Source organism: Thioclava sp. GXIMD4216, assembly GCF_037949285.1.
Taxonomy (GTDB): Bacteria; Pseudomonadota; Alphaproteobacteria; order Rhodobacterales; family Rhodobacteraceae; genus Thioclava; species Thioclava litoralis.
In genome coordinates this window covers 2,252,148-2,269,089 of record NZ_CP149926.1, presented here as the reverse complement: position 1 = coordinate 2,269,089, position 16,942 = coordinate 2,252,148, and the positions used below count along the sequence as shown (strand labels likewise).

Here is a 16,942-nt window from a genome sequence, read left to right as displayed (position 1 = left end):
CCGAGCCATGTGGGTTTCGGGCCGATACACGCCGCTTCCTTCGGGGGGCGGCTTTCAGCTTTGCAGCAGGTCGGTAGAGGTCAGGCGATAGCTACGGGCAAAACCGCCATTGAGCTGGGCTGCGAGGATATGGAACTCGATGAAGTAGAAATCGCCCAGATCGATATAGAGCTTGGATTTGGGATGGTCGGCCAGCCAGCGGTCGCGCAGGCTGGGATGACGCGGGTCCATCCGGTCCAGCGGGCGGGCCTCGACCTGAAGGCTGAGGCGGGGATGGGTCAGCGGGTCCCCCTTGCTGCCCGGAATGCCGATCAGCATACCTGCCCGCGGGTCCGCAGCCAGTGCGCGGGCATGGACCGAAAGCCCTGAGACCAGCGACCATAATCCACCCGCCGGACCGGGCCCGATGGCGATGCGCGAGACATGCGGAAAGCCGGTGGCCGGATCAATGGTGCCGATGGCGGCGAACAGCGACTCTGCCAGCAATCTGCGCGCAAGATCGCGCGACTCCTGATCTGCGCCCTGCACTGGATCGGCCCGTTGCACAGCCCCCGAAAGCGGCAGCGGGTCTTTTGGTATGTCGATCGGTGCGGGCATCGGATGTCCCTCTCTGGGGTGGTTTTACAAAGGGTAGGATTGCGGGCGGAGCTTGGCAAGTTTGTGGATAAATCACGCCGCCTCCGGGGCAGCCTTTAGGGCGGATCGAATCAGGTCATTTTCGTCTTCGGGCCATGCTGCACACGCATAAAGTGTTTCTGCGATGCGGCGAAGCCCCTTGGCCTAAAGTTGTAGATGCTGATTTTGCGCTACAGGCAACAGTTTGACGAAACGTCATAAAATCGGCGTAATTTTTCAAAAATTTACAAATAGGCAAATATAGACGTGAATAAATTAACAGGAAAAATGAACGAAAAAAGGGGGTTATCAAAAATCGTATCTCGTGTTTACACTCGTCTCTGGGGAAAGGTGCATCTGATGGAGGTCGGAGGCACCGCGCGGCTCAAAAGGGCCGCAGGATATAGCTGAGGGAGGAAAGCTTATGGCTGCTCAGGAACAGGTGCTGGCTGCGCCGGATATGCGCGAAGTACCGAGCCATTTCGGGCCGGCACATGCCGATGCCGCTAAATATCGCGAGATGTATAACGAGTCGGTCGAAAATCCGGAGGCCTTCTGGGGCCGTGAAGGCAAACGGCTGGACTGGATCACCCCCTACACCAAGGTCAAGGACACCGATTTCACCTTTGGCAATGTGTCGATCAAGTGGTTCCATGACGGGGTGCTCAATGCCTCGGTCAACTGCATCGACCGCCATCTGGCCACGCGCGGCGATCAGACCGCGATCATTTTCGAGCCCGACGAGCCGAGCGATCCGGCGCAATACATCACCTATCGCGAACTGAGCGAGAAGGTGAACCGTATGGCCAACGTCCTGCTGTCGCAGGGCGTCATGCGTGGCGACCGTGTGGTGATCTATCTGCCGATGATCCCCGAGGCCGCCTATGCGATGCTGGCCTGCGCGCGGATCGGCGCGATCCATTCGATCGTCTTCGCGGGCTTCTCGCCGGATGCGCTGGCCAACCGGATCAATGACTGTGGCGCGAAGCTGGTAATCACCGCCGACACCGCGCCGCGCGGGGGGCGTCGCACGCCGCTGAAGTCGAATACCGATGCCGCGCTTCTGCACTGCTCGGACAAGGTGCGCTGCCTTGTGGTCAAGCATACCGGCGACCAGACCACGTGGATTCAGGGCCGCGATGTGGATGTGAAGGCGATGATGGAAGACGTCTCGCCCGAGTGCCCGCCGCGTCCGATGAATGCCGAAGACCCGCTGTTCATCCTCTATACCTCCGGCTCGACCGGCAAGCCCAAGGGCGTGGTGCATTGCACTGGTGGCTATCTCGTCTATGCGGCGATGACCCATGAATATGTCTTCGATTATCATCAGGGGGATGTCTACTGGTGTTCGGCGGATGTGGGCTGGGTCACCGGCCACAGCTATATCGTCTATGGTCCGCTGGCCAATGGCGGCACCTCGCTGATGTTCGAAGGCACCCCGACCTATCCGGATGCGGGCCGCTTCTGGGAAGTCTGCGAAAAGCACAAGGTCAATCAGTTCTACACCGCGCCGACTGCGATCCGCGCGCTGATGGGGCAGGGGCCGGAATATGTCGAGAAATACGATCTGTCCGCGCTGAAAACGCTGGGGTCGGTGGGCGAGCCGATCAACCCCGAAGCCTGGGCCTGGTATGACAAATACGTGGGCAAAGGCAAATGCCCCATCGTCGATACCTGGTGGCAGACCGAGACCGGCGGCCATATGATCACGCCGCTTCCGGGCGCGATCCCGACCAAACCCGGATCTGCCACGCGTCCGTTCTTCGGTGTGAAGCCGGTGATCCTTGATCCGACCACGGCGGTCAAACAGGATGAGACCGCCACCGAAGGCGTGCTGTGTATCGCCGATAGCTGGCCGGGTCAGATGCGCACCGTCTGGGGCGATCACGAGCGCTTCCAGGAGACCTATTTCAGCCAGTACAAGGGCTATTACTTCACCGGCGACGGCTGCCGCCGTGACAGCGATGGCTATTACTGGATCACGGGTCGCGTGGATGATGTGATCAACGTCTCGGGGCACCGGATGGGCACGGCCGAGGTGGAATCGGCGCTGGTGGCGCATCAGGCTGTGGCCGAGGCCGCCGTGGTGGGCTTCCCGCATGAACTCAAGGGGCAGGGCATCTACGCCTATGTCACCCTGATGAACGATGTCGAGCCCTCCGACGATCTGCGCAAGGATCTGGAAAAATGGGTGCGCACCGAGATTGGCCCGATTGCCAAGCCCGATGTCATCCAATGGGCGCCCGGTCTGCCGAAGACCCGTTCGGGCAAGATCATGCGCCGTATCCTGCGCAAGATCGCCGAGAACGACACCGGTGCCTTGGGCGATATCTCGACGCTGGCCGATCCGTCGGTGGTTGATGATCTGATTGCCAACCGTGCAAACAAGGGGTGAGCTCATGGCCGATACCGTCAAGACAACACCTGCTGTTCTGATCCTGCTTGGGCCTCCGGGCGCAGGCAAGGGCACTCAGGCCCGGATGCTGGAGGAGAAATTCGGGCTGGTGCAGCTTTCGACCGGCGACATGCTGCGCGAGGCCGTGGCTCAGGGCACGCCTGCCGGTCTGGCCGCGAAATCGGTGATGGAGGCCGGTGGCCTTGTCAGTGACGAGATTGTTCTGGCGATCCTGCGGGACCGCCTTGGCAATCCCGATACCCGTTCTGGTGTTATTCTTGACGGCTTCCCCCGCACGGCGGGGCAAGCGGCGGCGCTGGATGATCTGCTGCATTACACCGATCAGCAGGTGACGGCGGCGATCTCTCTGGCGGTCGATGACGAGGCGATGATCGCCCGTGTTGCTGGCCGCTATACCTGCGCCAAATGCGGCGAAGGATACCACGATACGTTCAAACAGCCCGCCGTGGCGGGCACGTGCGACAAATGTGGCGGCACCGAATTCAAACGTCGGGCCGACGATAATGCCGAAACTGCGCGGACAAGGTTGGAGGCCTATCACGCGCAGACGGCACCGCTCATCGCGCATTACCGCGCGTTGGGCAAGCTGGAAGAGGTGGATGCGATGGGCAGCATCGATACCGTCGCTTCCGAGCTTCGCATGGTCATGGAGGAGAAGGGCGTGACCACGCGCGACTAAGGATCGAAGGACCGGCCCTTGCGGGGGTCGGTCGCCCGATCCGGTTTAAGGGAGGGGCCTGTTTCGGGCAGCCTGAGGGCTGTGCGCGGCTGGTCTATGGAGAAAATCCAAGGGAGACAAACACAATGGCTGATCAATCATCATCCAATGCTTATTGGAAAGCGAATATACGCACGATCCGGCTTTACCTTGTAATTTGGTTCATCTGTTCCTTCGGCTTCGGCATTCTGCTGCGACCGATGCTTGCGGGCATTCCGGTCGGCGGCACAGACCTCGGCTTCTGGTTCGCCCAGCAGGGCTCTATCCTCGTGTTCCTCGTGCTGATCTTTGCCTATGCGGCCAAGATGAACAAGCTCGACCGTGAACATGGCGTCGAAGAGTAACGGAGGCAAGTAAGACTTATGGATCAGTTTACCCTGAATCTGCTGGTAGTCGGCGCGACCTTCGCCCTCTATATCGGCATCGCGATCTGGGCCCGTGCCGGATCGACCTCGGAATTCTATGCGGCAGGGCGCGGTGTCCACCCCGTGCTCAACGGCATGGCCACCGGCGCGGACTGGATGTCGGCGGCGTCCTTCATCTCGATGGCCGGTATCATCGCCTTCGGCGGTTTCAATACCTCGGCCTATCTGATGGGCTGGACCGGCGGCTATGTGCTGCTGGCGATGCTGCTGGCGCCTTACCTGCGCAAATTCGGCAAATTCACCGTGCCGGAATTCATCGGCGACCGCTTCTACAGCCAGACCGCGCGCACCGTGGCCGTGATCTGCCTGATCATCGCATCGGTCACCTATGTGATCGGCCAGATGACCGGCGTGGGCGTTGCCTTCTCGCGCTTCCTCGAAGTGGATAACGCAACCGGCCTCTATATCGGTGCGGCGATCGTCTTCATGTATGCCGTGCTTGGCGGGATGAAGGGCATCACCTACACGCAGGTTGCGCAATATGTCGTGCTGATCATCGCCTATACCATTCCGGCGGTGTTCATCTCGCTGCAACTGACCGGCAATCCGATCCCGGGTCTGGGTCTGTTCTCTGACAGCACCGCCACCGGCAAGCCGATTCTGCAGGAACTCAATGGTCTGCTGGGCGATCTGGGCTTCTCCAGCTATACCGAGCAGTCGGACACCATGCTGAACATGTTCCTGTTCACCATGTCGCTGATGATCGGCACCGCCGGTCTGCCCCACGTTATCGTGCGCTTCTTCACCGTGCCGAAAGTGTCGGATGCCCGTACCTCGGCCGGCTGGGCGCTGGTGTTCATCGCGCTGCTCTATCTGACCGCGCCTGCGGTTGGGGCGATGGCCCGTCTGAACCTGATCAACACCGTCTATCCCGAAGGCACCCAATCGGCACCGCTGGCCTATGATGCGCGTCCCGACTGGATGAAGAACTGGGAACAGACCGGTCTTCTGAAATTCGAAGACAAGAACGGTGACGGCCTGATCAACTATGTCGCAGATCCGGCGGCCAACGAGTTCGATGTCAACCGCGACATCATCGTGCTGGCCAACCCCGAAATCGCCAATCTTCCGGGCTGGGTGATCGCATTGATCGCAGCCGGTGGTCTGGCAGCGGCTCTGTCCACGGCGGCAGGTCTGTTGATGGCGATCTCTTCGGCGGTCAGCCACGACCTGATCAAGGGTCAGATCAATCCGGGCATCTCCGAGAAGAACGAGCTGCTGTCGGCACGGATCTCGATGGCGGTGGCGATTGCGGTGGCCACGTGGCTGGGCCTCAATCCTCCGGGCTTTGCGGCGCAAACCGTGGCACTGGCCTTCGGTCTGGCAGCCGCCTCGATCTTCCCCGCACTGATGATGGGCATTTTCTCGAAGCGCATCAACAACAAGGGGGCCGTGGCCGGCATGCTGACCGGTCTGATCGTGACCATCATCTATATCTTCCTGCATAAGGGCTGGTTCTTCATCCCCGGCACGGCAAGCTTCGATGATGCGGACCCGCTGCTTCTGTCGGTGAAATCCACCTCCTTCGGGGCGATTGGCGCAGTGATCAACTTCGTGGTGGCCTATATCGTGTCCTCCGCGACCGAAGAACCGCCGGAAGAAATTCAGGATCTGATCGAATCGATCCGTATCCCGAAAGGCGCAGGCCAGGCCGTGGATCACTGATCCACCAAGGCTGGCGATGACTGCAGGCGGGGCCTTCGCCTGTAGTGCTCCGGGGGGCGGGCCCACGTCACCCCCGGAGCATTTTCCCCCCAACCTGATTACTGGCGAACGGATAGAGATCATGCGTGACGATCTTGCCTCTGTTATGACATTTCTCGAAGGGGTCCACCCCTACGACACCCTGCCGCGTAACGATCTGGCCCGCGTGGCCCGATCCTTTGACCGCAGGACGCTGGAGGCCGGTGCCGAGATCTACCGTTTGGGCAGCGTGCTGGACGGGCTGTATCTGGTGCAATCCGGTGCCGTCGAGGTGAGTGATGCCAACGGGGCGCTGGTCTCGGTGCTGGGGCCGCGCAACAGTTTTGGCGAACGCGGCCTGATGCGCGACGGTCAGGCCGCCACCACCGCGCGGATGCGCGAGGCGGGCGTTCTGCTGCTTTTGCCTGCCGCCGAATTTACCCGTCTGTGCCAGAGCGTTGACAGTTTCCGGCGGTTTTTTGACCGGATGCCGGTGCGCAAAGCCCGTGCAGGGGCCGATCTGGCGACGATGCGGGTGGCCGATCTGCTGTCGGGCAAGGCGGTGGCCTGCCGCCCCGAGACCAATGTGGTCGAGGCGGCACGGATGATGCGCGACCGTCATGTATCGTCCTTGGGGGTGACGGACCCGCAGGGCCGTCTGCTGGGTATCGTGACGCAGCGCGATATGTCGAACAAGGTTCTGGCGGGCAATTTCCCGATGTCGGCAGAGGTGGGGCGGGTGATGACCCCCGATCCGGTGACCCTGCCGCCCGATGCGCTGGGGTCGGATATCCTGCACCGGATGCTGGAAAAAGGGATCGGGCATCTGCCGGTGACCGAGCACGGGCGTTTCATCGGCATGATCACCCAGACCGATCTCACCCGTTTTCAGGCGGTCAGTTCCGCGAGCCTGATCCACGAGATCGCGCGCGCGCAGGATGTCGCCGGTATGGCCGCGATAACCGCGCGCATCCCGCAGCTTCTGGTGCAGCTGGTGGGGGCCCATCACGCGCATGAGGTCACCACGCGGCTGATCACCGATATCGCCGATGCGGTGACCCGCCGTCTGCTGGCGATGGCCGAGGCACAGCTTGGCCCCGCGCCTGCGCCTTGGGTGTGGGCGGCCTGCGGCTCTCAGGGGCGGCAGGAGCAGACCGGCGTCTCCGATCAGGATAACTGCCTGATCGTCGGGGACACGGCCACCGAAGCCGATATGGAGTATTTCCGCCGCTTCGCGCAGATCGTCTCGGACGGTCTGCACGCGTGCGGTTACGTCTATTGTCCGGGCGATATGATGGCGACCAATCCGCGCTGGTGCCAGCGTGCCGAGGTCTGGGCGCGCTATTTCCGCGGCTGGATCGCGACGCCCAATCCCGAGGCGCAGATGCTGGCCTCTGTCATGTTCGACCTGCGGGTGATCGGCGGCACAGCCCCTGCGCTGTTCGAGGCATTGCAGGCCGAAACCCTTGCCAATGCGGCAAAAAATTCGATTTTCGTGGCGCATATGATTGCCAATAGCCTCAAACACCACCCGCCGCTGGGGCTGATCCGCGGCTTTGCCACCATCCGTTCGGGCGAACATCGCCACCAGATCGACCTCAAGCATAATGGTGTGGTGCCGGTGGCCGATCTGGGGCGGGTCCATGCGCTGCGGGGGCAGCTTGCGGTGGCCAATACGCGCGCGCGCCTGCTGGCGGCCTGCGAGGCGGGCACGATATCGGTGGCGGGTGGGCAGGACCTGATTGCCGCCTATGACCTGATCGCGATGACGCGGCTGGAAAATCAGGCACGCCAGATCCGCAAAGGTGCGGCCCCCGACAACTATCTGGCCCCCTCGGCGCTGCCCGATTTCGAACGTTCCCATCTGCGCGACGCTTTCGTGGTGGTGCGCAGCCTGCAATCGGCTCTGGGTCATGGTAAGGCCAGTGTCAGCTAGGGCGGGTGCCCGTGCAACTGTGACGGTTTAACGAAGGAGACCCCTTATGATCGTGGATTTTATCGCAATGCTTTCCGCCGCGGCTCTGGCGGTTCTGGTGGTCTTCGCGTTCCGGCACGGCTTGCGCAAATGGGGCGGGGTCGTGCTGCCCAAATGGGTGATGCCCGCAATGGCGGGGCTGGCGATGCTGGGCTATACCATCCATGCCGAATACCGCTGGTATCCCGATCTGAAGGCGGGGCTGAATGGCGATATGAGCGTGGTAATGACGGTCGAGGACCGTAACTGGTGGCGCCCGTGGACCTATGCGGCCCCGGTGACCACCCGCTTCATGGCGGTCGATCTGGCGCAGGTCACCGATCCGGCACCGGGGGTGCGGGCGGGCAAGCTGCTGCTGGTCTCGCGCTGGCAACCGATGCAGCAGGTGCCCGTGGCCTATGATTGCGCAGGCCATCGGCGCGCGGATCTGATTGGTGGCGCGCATCTGCAGGACGGCACCCTGACCGGCGGCGAATGGTTGACTGTCTCGCCGCAAGATCCGGCGCTTGCCGCCCTTTGCGGGAGCGCGCGTCATGGCTGAGGATGCCCCGCGCCGTGTGCTGATTGTCGAGGACGAAGACAATATCGCCTTGGCGCTTGATTTCCTGATGGGCCGCGAAGGGTTTGATCATGCCCGGATTTCCACAGGTGCAGGGGCGCTGGACCTGATCCGCGAAATGCGCCCCGATCTGGTCTTGCTGGATATCATGCTGCCCGAGGTTTCGGGATATGAAATCTGCGAGGCCATGCGCACCGACCCCGATCTGCGCGGCGTGAAGATCCTGCTGATGACGGCGCGCGGCTCTTCGGTGGAACGGCGCAAGGGGCTGGCGCTCGGGGCGGACGGGTTTATCGCCAAACCTTTCGAACTGAAGGAACTGCGCGCCGAGCTGCACCGCCTGCTGGACGAGGCCGCCTGATGTCCGACTGGATTGCCACGCTGGGTCTGCGTCTGCGGGTCTTCCTGCTGTTTGCGGGGCTCGCCTTCGGACTTGTGCTGGCGCTGCTGGCGGGGGTGTGGCTGGGCGCACGGCAAGGGGCCGGACATGAGGCGCTGATCGTCATGGCGCTGGTGTCCGGTCTTCTGGGGGGGACGCTGATTGCGGGACTGTGGCTGCTGTTCGACGAGCATGTCGCCCGCCCGATCGAGGCGCTGTCGGGAGCCATGCGCATGGGAGGCTGGGGCGACAGGGCCGCGTTCGACGCCCCCTATCTGGGCGATCTCGCCTCGGCGGGGGCGGCGCTCGGTGCGGCGATGTCGGCCCAGAAGGACCGGCTTGCCGCCGATGTCGAACAGGCGCTGGGGCAGGCGGCAACCAGTCAGGCGCGGCTGGAGCTGCTGCTGGCGGATCTGCCGGTGGGCGTGGTGCTTCTGTCAGCCGACCAGCGGCTGGTCTTCTATAATCCGCAAGCGGCAGAGCTGCTTGGCCACGGTGCCAACCGTCCGGGGCTGGGCCGTAAACTGGAAGATTTCCTCTCGATCGCGCCGATCCTGCATGCGGTGGAACGTCTGGCCAAAAGCGCCGACCCCGAGGCGCGCTCGGATGTGCTTTGTGTCACCGGTGCAGGCCAGACCCTGACCGGTCATCTGCGCGCCGTACCGGCGGGGGAAGGGGGGCATGTGCTGACCTTGCAGGACATGTCGGCAATGATGGCGCAGAACCGCGCGCAGATCGCCCTGACGGCAGAGCTGCTTGCCCGCACCCGACCGGGCGTCGCGGCGCTGCAATCGCTGATGGAAACGCTCAGCGATCCCGATGGCCCCGTTGGCGAGACCCGCGACCGCATCCGTCAGGCGGCCCGCCACGAGGCGCAGACGCTGGCGCAGGACCTGCACCGGATGGCACAGGCTTTCGAAACCCTGCCCGATTGCACCCTGACCGCGCTGCGTGCCTCCGATCTGGCCGAGGCGCTGAGGGCGCGCGTCGAGACGCAGGGAACGGCACTGACCTTGGCCACAGCCCCGCTGATGCTGCGCTGCGATGCGGGCGGGGTGCTGGCGCTCTGGTCGGCGCTGGCGGCGCTGGTCGCGGAGGATCGGCGCAGCGACTTCCGGTTCGAGATCACGCAGGAAGGGGCGGGGGCACTTCTGTCCCTCGAATGGCAGGGCCCGTCCTTGGGGCTCGGCGCTCTGGAAGCCTTCCTGCACCAACCGGACCTGTCGCTGGGGCAATCGCCACGCCAGATCCTCGACCATCACCACAGCGATCTCTGGCCCGAACCCCTGCATGACGGACGCGCGCGCCTGTGTATGCCCTTGCGGGAACTGGCGGGCCACAACGATCCGCCCGCCGCCCTGCCGCGCCGCGTCACCTATGATTTCGACCTGCTCGACCGTCAGCCGCTGGGCGATATCCGTGCCAGCACGCTCGACAGGCTGACCTATGTGGTCTTCGATACCGAAACCACGGGGCTCGATCCCCAACGAGACGCCATCGTGCAGATCGCCGGACAACGTATCGTCAACGGGCGGGTGTCGGAAACCTTCGATATGCTGGTCAACCCCGCCCGTCCGATCCCTGCCTCCGCGACCGCCATCCACGGCATTTCCGATGAAATGGTGGCGCAGGCCCCCTCGGTGGCAGATGCCCTTTCGGCCTTCCACCATTTTGCCAAGGATGCGGTGCTTGTGGCACATAATGCGCCCTTCGATATCGGCCTGCTTCAGGCGGCAGAGCAGACCCACCGGCTGGGATACCAATTCGACCATCCGGTGCTCGATACGGTACTGCTCTCGGCCATCCTGTTCGGCCAGTCGCAGACCCATACGCTGGATGCGCTCTGTGACCGTCTGGGCATCATCATCGCGCCGGAATTGCGCCATAGCGCGATGGGCGATGCCGATGCCACAGCCTCCGCCTTCCTGCGCATGTTGCCCGCACTGAAATCCAAGGGCTTGCAGACGCTGTCCGAGGTGATCATCGCCGCGCGCAAACACGGGCGCCTGATCCGCGACCTCAATCTGTGAACCAGACCGGCTGCGAAAAAACGGGCTGCGGTAAAAACGGGCACCCCGAAAGCGCCCGTCCCGCAGTCCAGCTGCATGAAATATCCCGGGGTGAATTGGGGCCTCAGGCCCCAAGAGGGGCAGCGCCCCTTACTTGAAGAAGCGGCTGTCCTTTAACTGGTCCCACGCCCAGACAACCTCCTGCAGCATCTCCTCCTGCGACCGGTCGCCCCCATTCATATCGGGGTGCAGCACCTTGATCAGCGCCTTATAGGCCTTGCGCACCTCGGCCTTGGTCTCGGCATTGGTCACCTCGAGGATCTCGGCGGCCTTGCGTTCGGTTGGCGGCAGCTTGCGTCCCACAGAACGGCGGCCCGGATTCTGCGTCGCATTCTCGCCCAGAATCTCATGCGGGTCGGTCACCCCATGACGGGCAAGGCCCAGCTTCTCGTCATTGGCGCGGTTGAACGGCTTGGTCGGGCGCTCCCAGACGGTGGCATTGTCCAGAAAGGCCTGAAACTCTTCTTCGGACTGGCCCTGGAAATAGTTCCAGTTCAGGTTGTATTCGCGGATATGTTCCTTGCAGAACCAGAAATATTCGTCCAGCACCTTCGGGCTTTTGGGGGCGCGGTATTTCGCGGGCTCGTTGCAGCCCGCCTTGTCACAGACACGGGTCGAGGTCTCGAAGGCCCCCGACATGCCACGGCGGCCCTTCTGGCGGCGCTTCTTGTCTGCCGCAGCCGAGATGTTAAATCCAAACGGGTCGTTCTTTTCCATAAGGGTGGGTCTCCGTAATCTGACGGCTCGGGGGTAGTATGACGGCATGCGGGGAGGGCAGACCCCGCCTCCGACTCGGGTCACGCATTCTATGTCATTTTTCGTCGGGTGAAAGCCCTGGATCTCACTTTTGATCGCGACGCGAGCGGCCATGAACCCAGCCCGTTCGACAGGCGTATAGGGAGGGCTCTCCTTGGGACAGGCGTGGCAGACGGCACGGGCTTTATGTGACCTGAGGCGGGGGCCTCCGGTGCGGACCGGAGGCGCGGGGCATCCTGTTAGCTGCGGCCCGTCCCGTCATCGCTCTCGCTGGCGGCACCGCCGAGTTTGGGCGATTTGCCTTCCGGCCCGTTGGCCGATAGCGAGCGGGCGCGCTTTTCGATCGCACTGGGGATGCGCGGCGGTTGCGGCGTTGCAGGGCCGGCTTCGGCTTTTGGCAATGTCGCATTAGCGGCTCTGGCGGGCGCGGTCGGCGCAGGCGCAGAGGGCGCTGGTGCAGGGGCAGGCGCCGCATATGTAGCGGCCGGTTCTGCCCGAAGCGGGGCCTTCGGCACCGGTGCCGGATGGTCCTCGGCAACAGGACGCGGGGCAAGCGCGGATTTCGGGCGGCGGAAGACCAGAAGATTGTGATAGGTGGTGGTCTTGCTGCGCAAGCCGCTGCGCTCTTCGGCAGGGAGGGTCTCGGCGCGCAGATAGTGCCAGCCATCTACGGCCATAGCGTTCAGCGTGGCCGTAAGAGTATTGGCAAAACGGTCCTCGGCGGTTTTCAGGCCGCGATCGCGTTCGCCACGCACGGGGGCGGGAATGACTTTATACTCATACTCTTGCATCGGAAGCCTCGCGCGTTCTGGTTCGGGCGGAACTTGTCGGTCATGTGAGGCCCGGGGTCAAGTGACGGATGGGTGAACGCTCTGCAAAGCGGGCATGGAAAAGGGGCGCCAAAGCGCCCCTTCGCAATCTGTTCCGAGCGTTTCAGGATCGGCCGCGTTCAGGACTGGCCGCGTTCAAGATTGGCCGCGTTACTGCCCGAGCTTCTTGACCACCAGCTCGTTGACCGCTGCCGGATTGGCCTTGCCACCCGTCGATTTCATCACCTGGCCCACAAACCAGCCCGCCAGTTTCGGGTTGGCCTTGGCCTTTTCGACCTGCGCCGGGTTGGCGGCGATCACCTCGTCCACGGCGGCCTCGATGGCGCCCATATCGGTGACCTGCTTCATGCCGCGCTCTTCGACCAGAACCTCGGGGTCGCCGCCTTCGCTATAGACGATCTCGAAGAGATCCTTACCGATCTTGCCCGAGATATCGCCCGATTTGATCAGCTTGACGATCTTGCCCAGCTGTTCGGGCGACACGGGCGAGGTGGTCACATCATGGTCGTCTTTCTTCAGACGACCGAAGAGTTCGTTGATCACCCAGTTGGCCGAAAGCTTGCCATCGCCGCCGACGGCCAGAACAGCCTCGAAGTAATCGGCATTCTCGACCTCGGCGGTCAGCACCGAGGCGTCATATTCCGACAGCCCGAGTTCTTTCACGAAACGCGCTTTCTTGGCGTCGGGAAGTTCGGGCATGGAGGCTGCGATGTCATCGACCCAAGCCTGTTCGATTTCCAGCGGAAGCAGGTCGGGGCAGGGGAAATAACGGTAGTCATGCGCTTCTTCTTTCGAGCGCATGGAACGGGTCTCGTTCTTGTCGGGATCATAGAGGCGGGTTTCCTGCACCACCTCGCCGCCATCCTCGACGATGGCGATCTGGCGGCGGGCCTCATATTCGATGGCCGCCTGAATGAAGCGCATGGAGTTCATGTTCTTGATCTCGCAGCGCGTGCCCAGCACCGAGAAATCGCCGGTTTCGCGGAATTTCTCGTAATCGCCCGGTTTGCAGATCGAGACGTTCACATCGGCGCGCAGGTTGCCGTTTTGCATATTGCCGTCACAGGTGCCCAAGTAGCGCAGGATCTGGCGCAGCTTGCCGACATAGGCGGCCGCCTCTTCGGGGCCACGGATATCGGGGCGCGAGACGATTTCCATCAGCGCCACGCCCGTGCGGTTGAGGTCGACGAAGGACATGTTCGGGTCCATGTCGTGGATCGATTTGCCCGCGTCCTGTTCGAGGTGGATCCGCTCGATACGGACCATGCGCCCGACGCCCGGCCCCATATCGACAAGCATTTCGCCTTCCCCCACGATGGGGTGGTAGAGCTGGCTGATCTGATAGCCCTGCGGCAGGTCGGGGTAGAAGTAGTTCTTGCGGTCAAAAGCCGAGAAGAGGTTGATGTCGGCTTTCAGCCCCAGCCCCGTGCGCACGGCCTGTGCCACGCAATATTCATTGATGACCGGCAGCATGCCCGGCATGGCGGCGTCCACGAAGGCGACATTCGAGTTGGGCTCGGCGCCGAAAGTGGTGGAAGCGCCCGAGAACAGCTTGGCATTGGAATGGACTTGCGCGTGGACCTCGAGACCGATCACCAGTTCCCAATCCGATTTGGCCCCGGCGATGACTTTCGGTTTGGGCGCTTCATAAGCGAGATGGTCGAGCATATCCGCATTCCTCGTGTCTTTGGCAGGCCTCTGGCCCCAACGTGCTTGAGTGTCTTCTAGGACAGGGGCAGATCGGGGGCAAGAGGGGGAATGGGCAGAGGGGGCTCTGCCCCCGCGCCCTTGCGGGCGCCCCCCGGGATATTTGGAGCAGCTGGAACGGGGGCGGCGGATCTTTATTGACGGGGGCTGGCCGGATTTGGGGGATAGGGGGCTGCGTGTGCGTTAACGGGAAAGGCCCGCACGGGACGGGCCTTTGGGTTATCCGAGCAGGCGTTGCGACATTTCGCTAAGGTCGCGCGAGAGGCCGCGGGTCTCGGTGATGCGGGTCAGTTCCTCGCGGATCATCTGCTGGCGGGGGGCGTCATAGCGGCGCCATGTCTCGAAGCTGGTGGACATGCGGGCGGCTGTTTGCGGGTTCATCGGGTCCAGTTTGATCAGCCAGTCGGCCAGGAAGGCGTAGCCCGAGCCGTCCTTCGCGTGGAAGCCCGCGTGGTTGGCGGTGAGCCCGCCCACCAGCGCGCGGAAGCGGTTGGGGTTTTTCCAGTCGAAGGCGGAGTCTTGCGCCAGTTCGCGCGCGCGGGACACGGCACTTTCGGGCGGGCAGGCAGCGACTTCGACCATGAACCATTTGTCCATCACGAGGCGGTTGTCCTGCCAGCGGTTGCGGAAGGTTCGTGAGGCCTCTTGGCCTATTCCTGCGCGGATCAGGATCGAGAGGGCACCGAAGCTTTCGGTCATATTATTCGCCTGATCGAAGAGGGCTTTGGCGCGGGTGCCGCCGTCGAGTTTGGTCAGGAGGCTCAGGCAGGCAAGGCGCAGGCCCCTTTTGCCTGCGGGCTCGGCATCGGGGGAATAGGGGCCGGTGACCTCCAGCGCGTCGTAAAGCGCGGCGAGGCGGGCCTCATGCGTGGTGGCGATGGCTTTCGACAGCGCATTGCGGGCCGCGTGGATCGCATCGGGGTCGGGCGTGCCGCCTGCGGCGAAGATCGCCTGTGCCAATTCGTCCTCGCCCGGAAGCGCGAGACAATGGGCGATGAAGGCGGGCTCCAGCGTGTCGTCGGCCAGCAGGTTGCCGATGGCCTCCAGATAGGCGGGGGCCGGTTCCGCGCCCATGGTCATGTCGATCAGCGTGCGTTGGGCGAGGCTGCGGCCTGCCTCCCAGCGATTGAAACCATCGGTGTCATGGGCCAGCAGGAAGGCCTGTTCTGCAGGCGTCTGCTCGCGCTGCAGCACGACGGGTGCCGAGAAATCGCGCAGGATCGAGGGGACGGGCTTTTCGGCCACATCGAAGCTGAAGCTCTGTTCTTCCTCTGTCATTTCCAGAAGCTGGGTGGACAGCACCTCGCGGCCTTGCAGGTCCAGCAGGCCCAAGGCAATCGGGATATGGCGCGGGGCTTTTTCGGCCTCGCCCGGAGTGGGGGGCGTGGATTGGCGGAAGGTCAGCGTGTAGCGGCCATCGGCATAGGTGTCGGTGACCTTCAGATGCGGCGTGCCCGCCGAGGTATACCACAGCGCGAATTGCGACAGGTCACGCCCCGTCACATCCTCGAAGACCTTCAGCCAGTCCTCGATCGTGCAGGCCTGCCCGTCATGGCGGTCGAAGTAGAGATCAAGCGCGCGGCGGTAGCCCTCATCGCCCGCAAGCCGTTTGAGCATGCCGACGATCTCGGCGCCTTTCTCATAGACGGTGACGGTGTAGAAGTTGTTGATCTCGCGGTAGTGGTTGGGGCGCGGGGGGTGCGCCAGAGGGCCTTGGTCTTCGCGGAACTGGCGGGTGCGCAGCATGGCGGCATCCTCGATCCGCTTGACCGGACCAAGGCGCACGTCACGGGTGAAGCTCTGGTCGCGGAAGACGGTCAGGCCTTCCTTCAGGCACAGCTGGAACCAGTCGCGGCAGGTGATGCGGTCGCCTGTCCAATTGTGGAAATACTCATGCCCGATGACGGCCTCGATACGCATATAATCGGTATCGGTTGCGGTTTCGGGAGAGGCCAGAACCAGTTTGGAGTTGAAGATATTCAGCCCCTTATTCTCCATCGCCCCCATGTTGAAATCATCAACCGCCACAAGATTGAAAACCGAGAGGTCATATTCGCGCCCATAAGCCTCTTCATCCCAAACCATCGAGCGCACAAGGCTTTCGAGGGCGAAATCGCAGCGGTCCTCATCGCCCGGACGGACCCAGATGTTCAGATCGACCTCGAGGCCGGATTTCGTGGTGAATTTGCCCGAAGTCGCCACCAGATCGCCCGCCACCAGCGCGAAAAGATAGGCGGGTTTGGGCCAGGGGTCATCCCATTCGGCCCAACCCTCACCGGAGGCACCCGCATTGCCATTCGACAGAAGCACCGGCAGGTCGCCTTCGATGCGCACATGAAAGCGCGCCATCACATCGGGATGGTCGGGGTAGAAGGTGATCTTGCGGAAGCCCTCGGCCTCGCATTGGGTGCAATACATGCCGTTCGACATATAAAGCCCCTCTAGCGCGGTATTGGCATTGGGCGCGATCTCGACCTCGGTCTCCAGCGTAAAGGCGCCTTCGGGGAGGGCGGCTGCATGGACCGTCAGACCCGTCTCGGTCAGCAGGTAATCGGCAGGTTGCAAGGCGGTGCCGTCAATGCCCAGCGAGATCAGCTTGAGGTCTTCGCCATCCAGATGCAGCGAGGCGCCCTCGCCCTTGGGGGTCAGATGCAGTCGCGCAAGGACTCGGGTGGCGGCAGGGGCCAGCCGGAAGGTCAGATGTACCTGATCCAGATCGAACGGGTAGGGCGTATAGTCTGACAGGTAGATCGTGCCGTCCATCGGGGTGGCTCCTTTGCTTCGTCTTGTGACGTCTTTATAGGCGGCTC

At 62.8% G+C, this 16,942-nt stretch carries 13 protein-coding genes; 8 read left to right on the top strand and 5 right to left on the bottom strand.

All coding sequences use genetic code 11. The features are described from left to right. Nucleotides 1-54 precede the first annotated feature (54 nt). Complete coding sequence (locus tag WDB88_RS11085) at nucleotides 55-597, bottom strand: pyridoxamine 5'-phosphate oxidase family protein (RefSeq protein WP_339107735.1); 543 nt, start codon at nucleotides 595-597, stop codon at nucleotides 55-57. 478 nt (nucleotides 598-1,075) lie between these two features. Here WDB88_RS11085 and acs point away from each other — a divergent pair, with 478 nt between their 5' ends. The 8 genes from acs (at nucleotide 1,076) to WDB88_RS11045 (ending at nucleotide 10,800) form a co-directional block, all read left to right on the top strand. Then, nucleotides 1,076-3,010: an acetate--CoA ligase gene (gene acs, locus WDB88_RS11080; RefSeq protein WP_339109525.1), complete on the top strand. Its 1,935-nt coding sequence runs from the start codon at nucleotides 1,076-1,078 to the stop codon at nucleotides 3,008-3,010. Nucleotides 3,011-3,014: 4 nt separating this feature from the next. Continuing rightward, nucleotides 3,015-3,710, top strand: coding sequence for an adenylate kinase (locus WDB88_RS11075; RefSeq protein WP_339107734.1), 696 nt, complete (start codon nucleotides 3,015-3,017; stop codon nucleotides 3,708-3,710). A gap of 125 nt (nucleotides 3,711-3,835) precedes the next feature. Beyond that, nucleotides 3,836-4,093 (top strand): DUF4212 domain-containing protein, encoded by a 258-nt coding sequence (locus tag WDB88_RS11070; RefSeq protein ID WP_339107733.1) that lies wholly within the window; start codon nucleotides 3,836-3,838, stop codon nucleotides 4,091-4,093. Nucleotides 4,094-4,111: 18 nt separating this feature from the next. Then, a complete protein-coding gene (locus WDB88_RS11065) occupies nucleotides 4,112-5,839 on the top strand; it encodes a sodium:solute symporter family protein (RefSeq protein ID WP_339107732.1) in 1,728 nt (575 codons plus the stop codon). 121 nt (nucleotides 5,840-5,960) lie between these two features. Beyond that, nucleotides 5,961-7,793 (top strand): DUF294 nucleotidyltransferase-like domain-containing protein, encoded by a 1,833-nt coding sequence (locus WDB88_RS11060; RefSeq protein WP_339107731.1) that lies wholly within the window; start codon nucleotides 5,961-5,963, stop codon nucleotides 7,791-7,793. A 46-nt stretch (nucleotides 7,794-7,839) separates the two neighbouring features. Further along, complete coding sequence (locus WDB88_RS11055; protein WP_339107730.1) at nucleotides 7,840-8,373, top strand: hypothetical protein; 534 nt, start codon at nucleotides 7,840-7,842, stop codon at nucleotides 8,371-8,373. Beyond that, the gene (locus WDB88_RS11050; protein ID WP_339107729.1) at nucleotides 8,366-8,752 is read left to right on the top strand and encodes a response regulator; all 387 of its coding nucleotides are present in this window, start codon (nucleotides 8,366-8,368) and stop codon (nucleotides 8,750-8,752) included. Before WDB88_RS11055 ends, WDB88_RS11050 begins: the two co-directional genes overlap by 8 nt. After that, on the top strand, nucleotides 8,752-10,800 hold the full coding sequence (locus tag WDB88_RS11045) for an exonuclease domain-containing protein (RefSeq protein WP_339107728.1): 2,049 nt from the start codon (nucleotides 8,752-8,754) through the stop codon (nucleotides 10,798-10,800). Before WDB88_RS11050 ends, WDB88_RS11045 begins: the two co-directional genes overlap by 1 nt. 129 nt (nucleotides 10,801-10,929) lie before the next feature. Here WDB88_RS11045 and WDB88_RS11040 read toward each other — a convergent pair whose 3' ends face one another. The 4 genes from WDB88_RS11040 to pepN all read right to left on the bottom strand — a co-directional run bounded on the left by WDB88_RS11040 (nucleotide 10,930) and on the right by pepN (nucleotide 16,895). Then, complete coding sequence (locus tag WDB88_RS11040) at nucleotides 10,930-11,556, bottom strand: DnaJ domain-containing protein (protein WP_339107727.1); 627 nt, start codon at nucleotides 11,554-11,556, stop codon at nucleotides 10,930-10,932. Nucleotides 11,557-11,834: 278 nt separating this feature from the next. Next, complete coding sequence (locus WDB88_RS11035; RefSeq protein ID WP_339107726.1) at nucleotides 11,835-12,386, bottom strand: DUF4177 domain-containing protein; 552 nt, start codon at nucleotides 12,384-12,386, stop codon at nucleotides 11,835-11,837. Between the two features lie 189 nt (nucleotides 12,387-12,575). Next, nucleotides 12,576-14,093: an Asp-tRNA(Asn)/Glu-tRNA(Gln) amidotransferase subunit GatB gene (gene gatB, locus WDB88_RS11030; protein WP_339107725.1), complete on the bottom strand. Its 1,518-nt coding sequence runs from the start codon at nucleotides 14,091-14,093 to the stop codon at nucleotides 12,576-12,578. Between the two features lie 258 nt (nucleotides 14,094-14,351). Next, the gene (gene pepN / locus WDB88_RS11025; RefSeq protein ID WP_339107724.1) at nucleotides 14,352-16,895 is read right to left on the bottom strand and encodes an aminopeptidase N; all 2,544 of its coding nucleotides are present in this window, start codon (nucleotides 16,893-16,895) and stop codon (nucleotides 14,352-14,354) included. Nucleotides 16,896-16,942 lie beyond the last annotated feature (47 nt).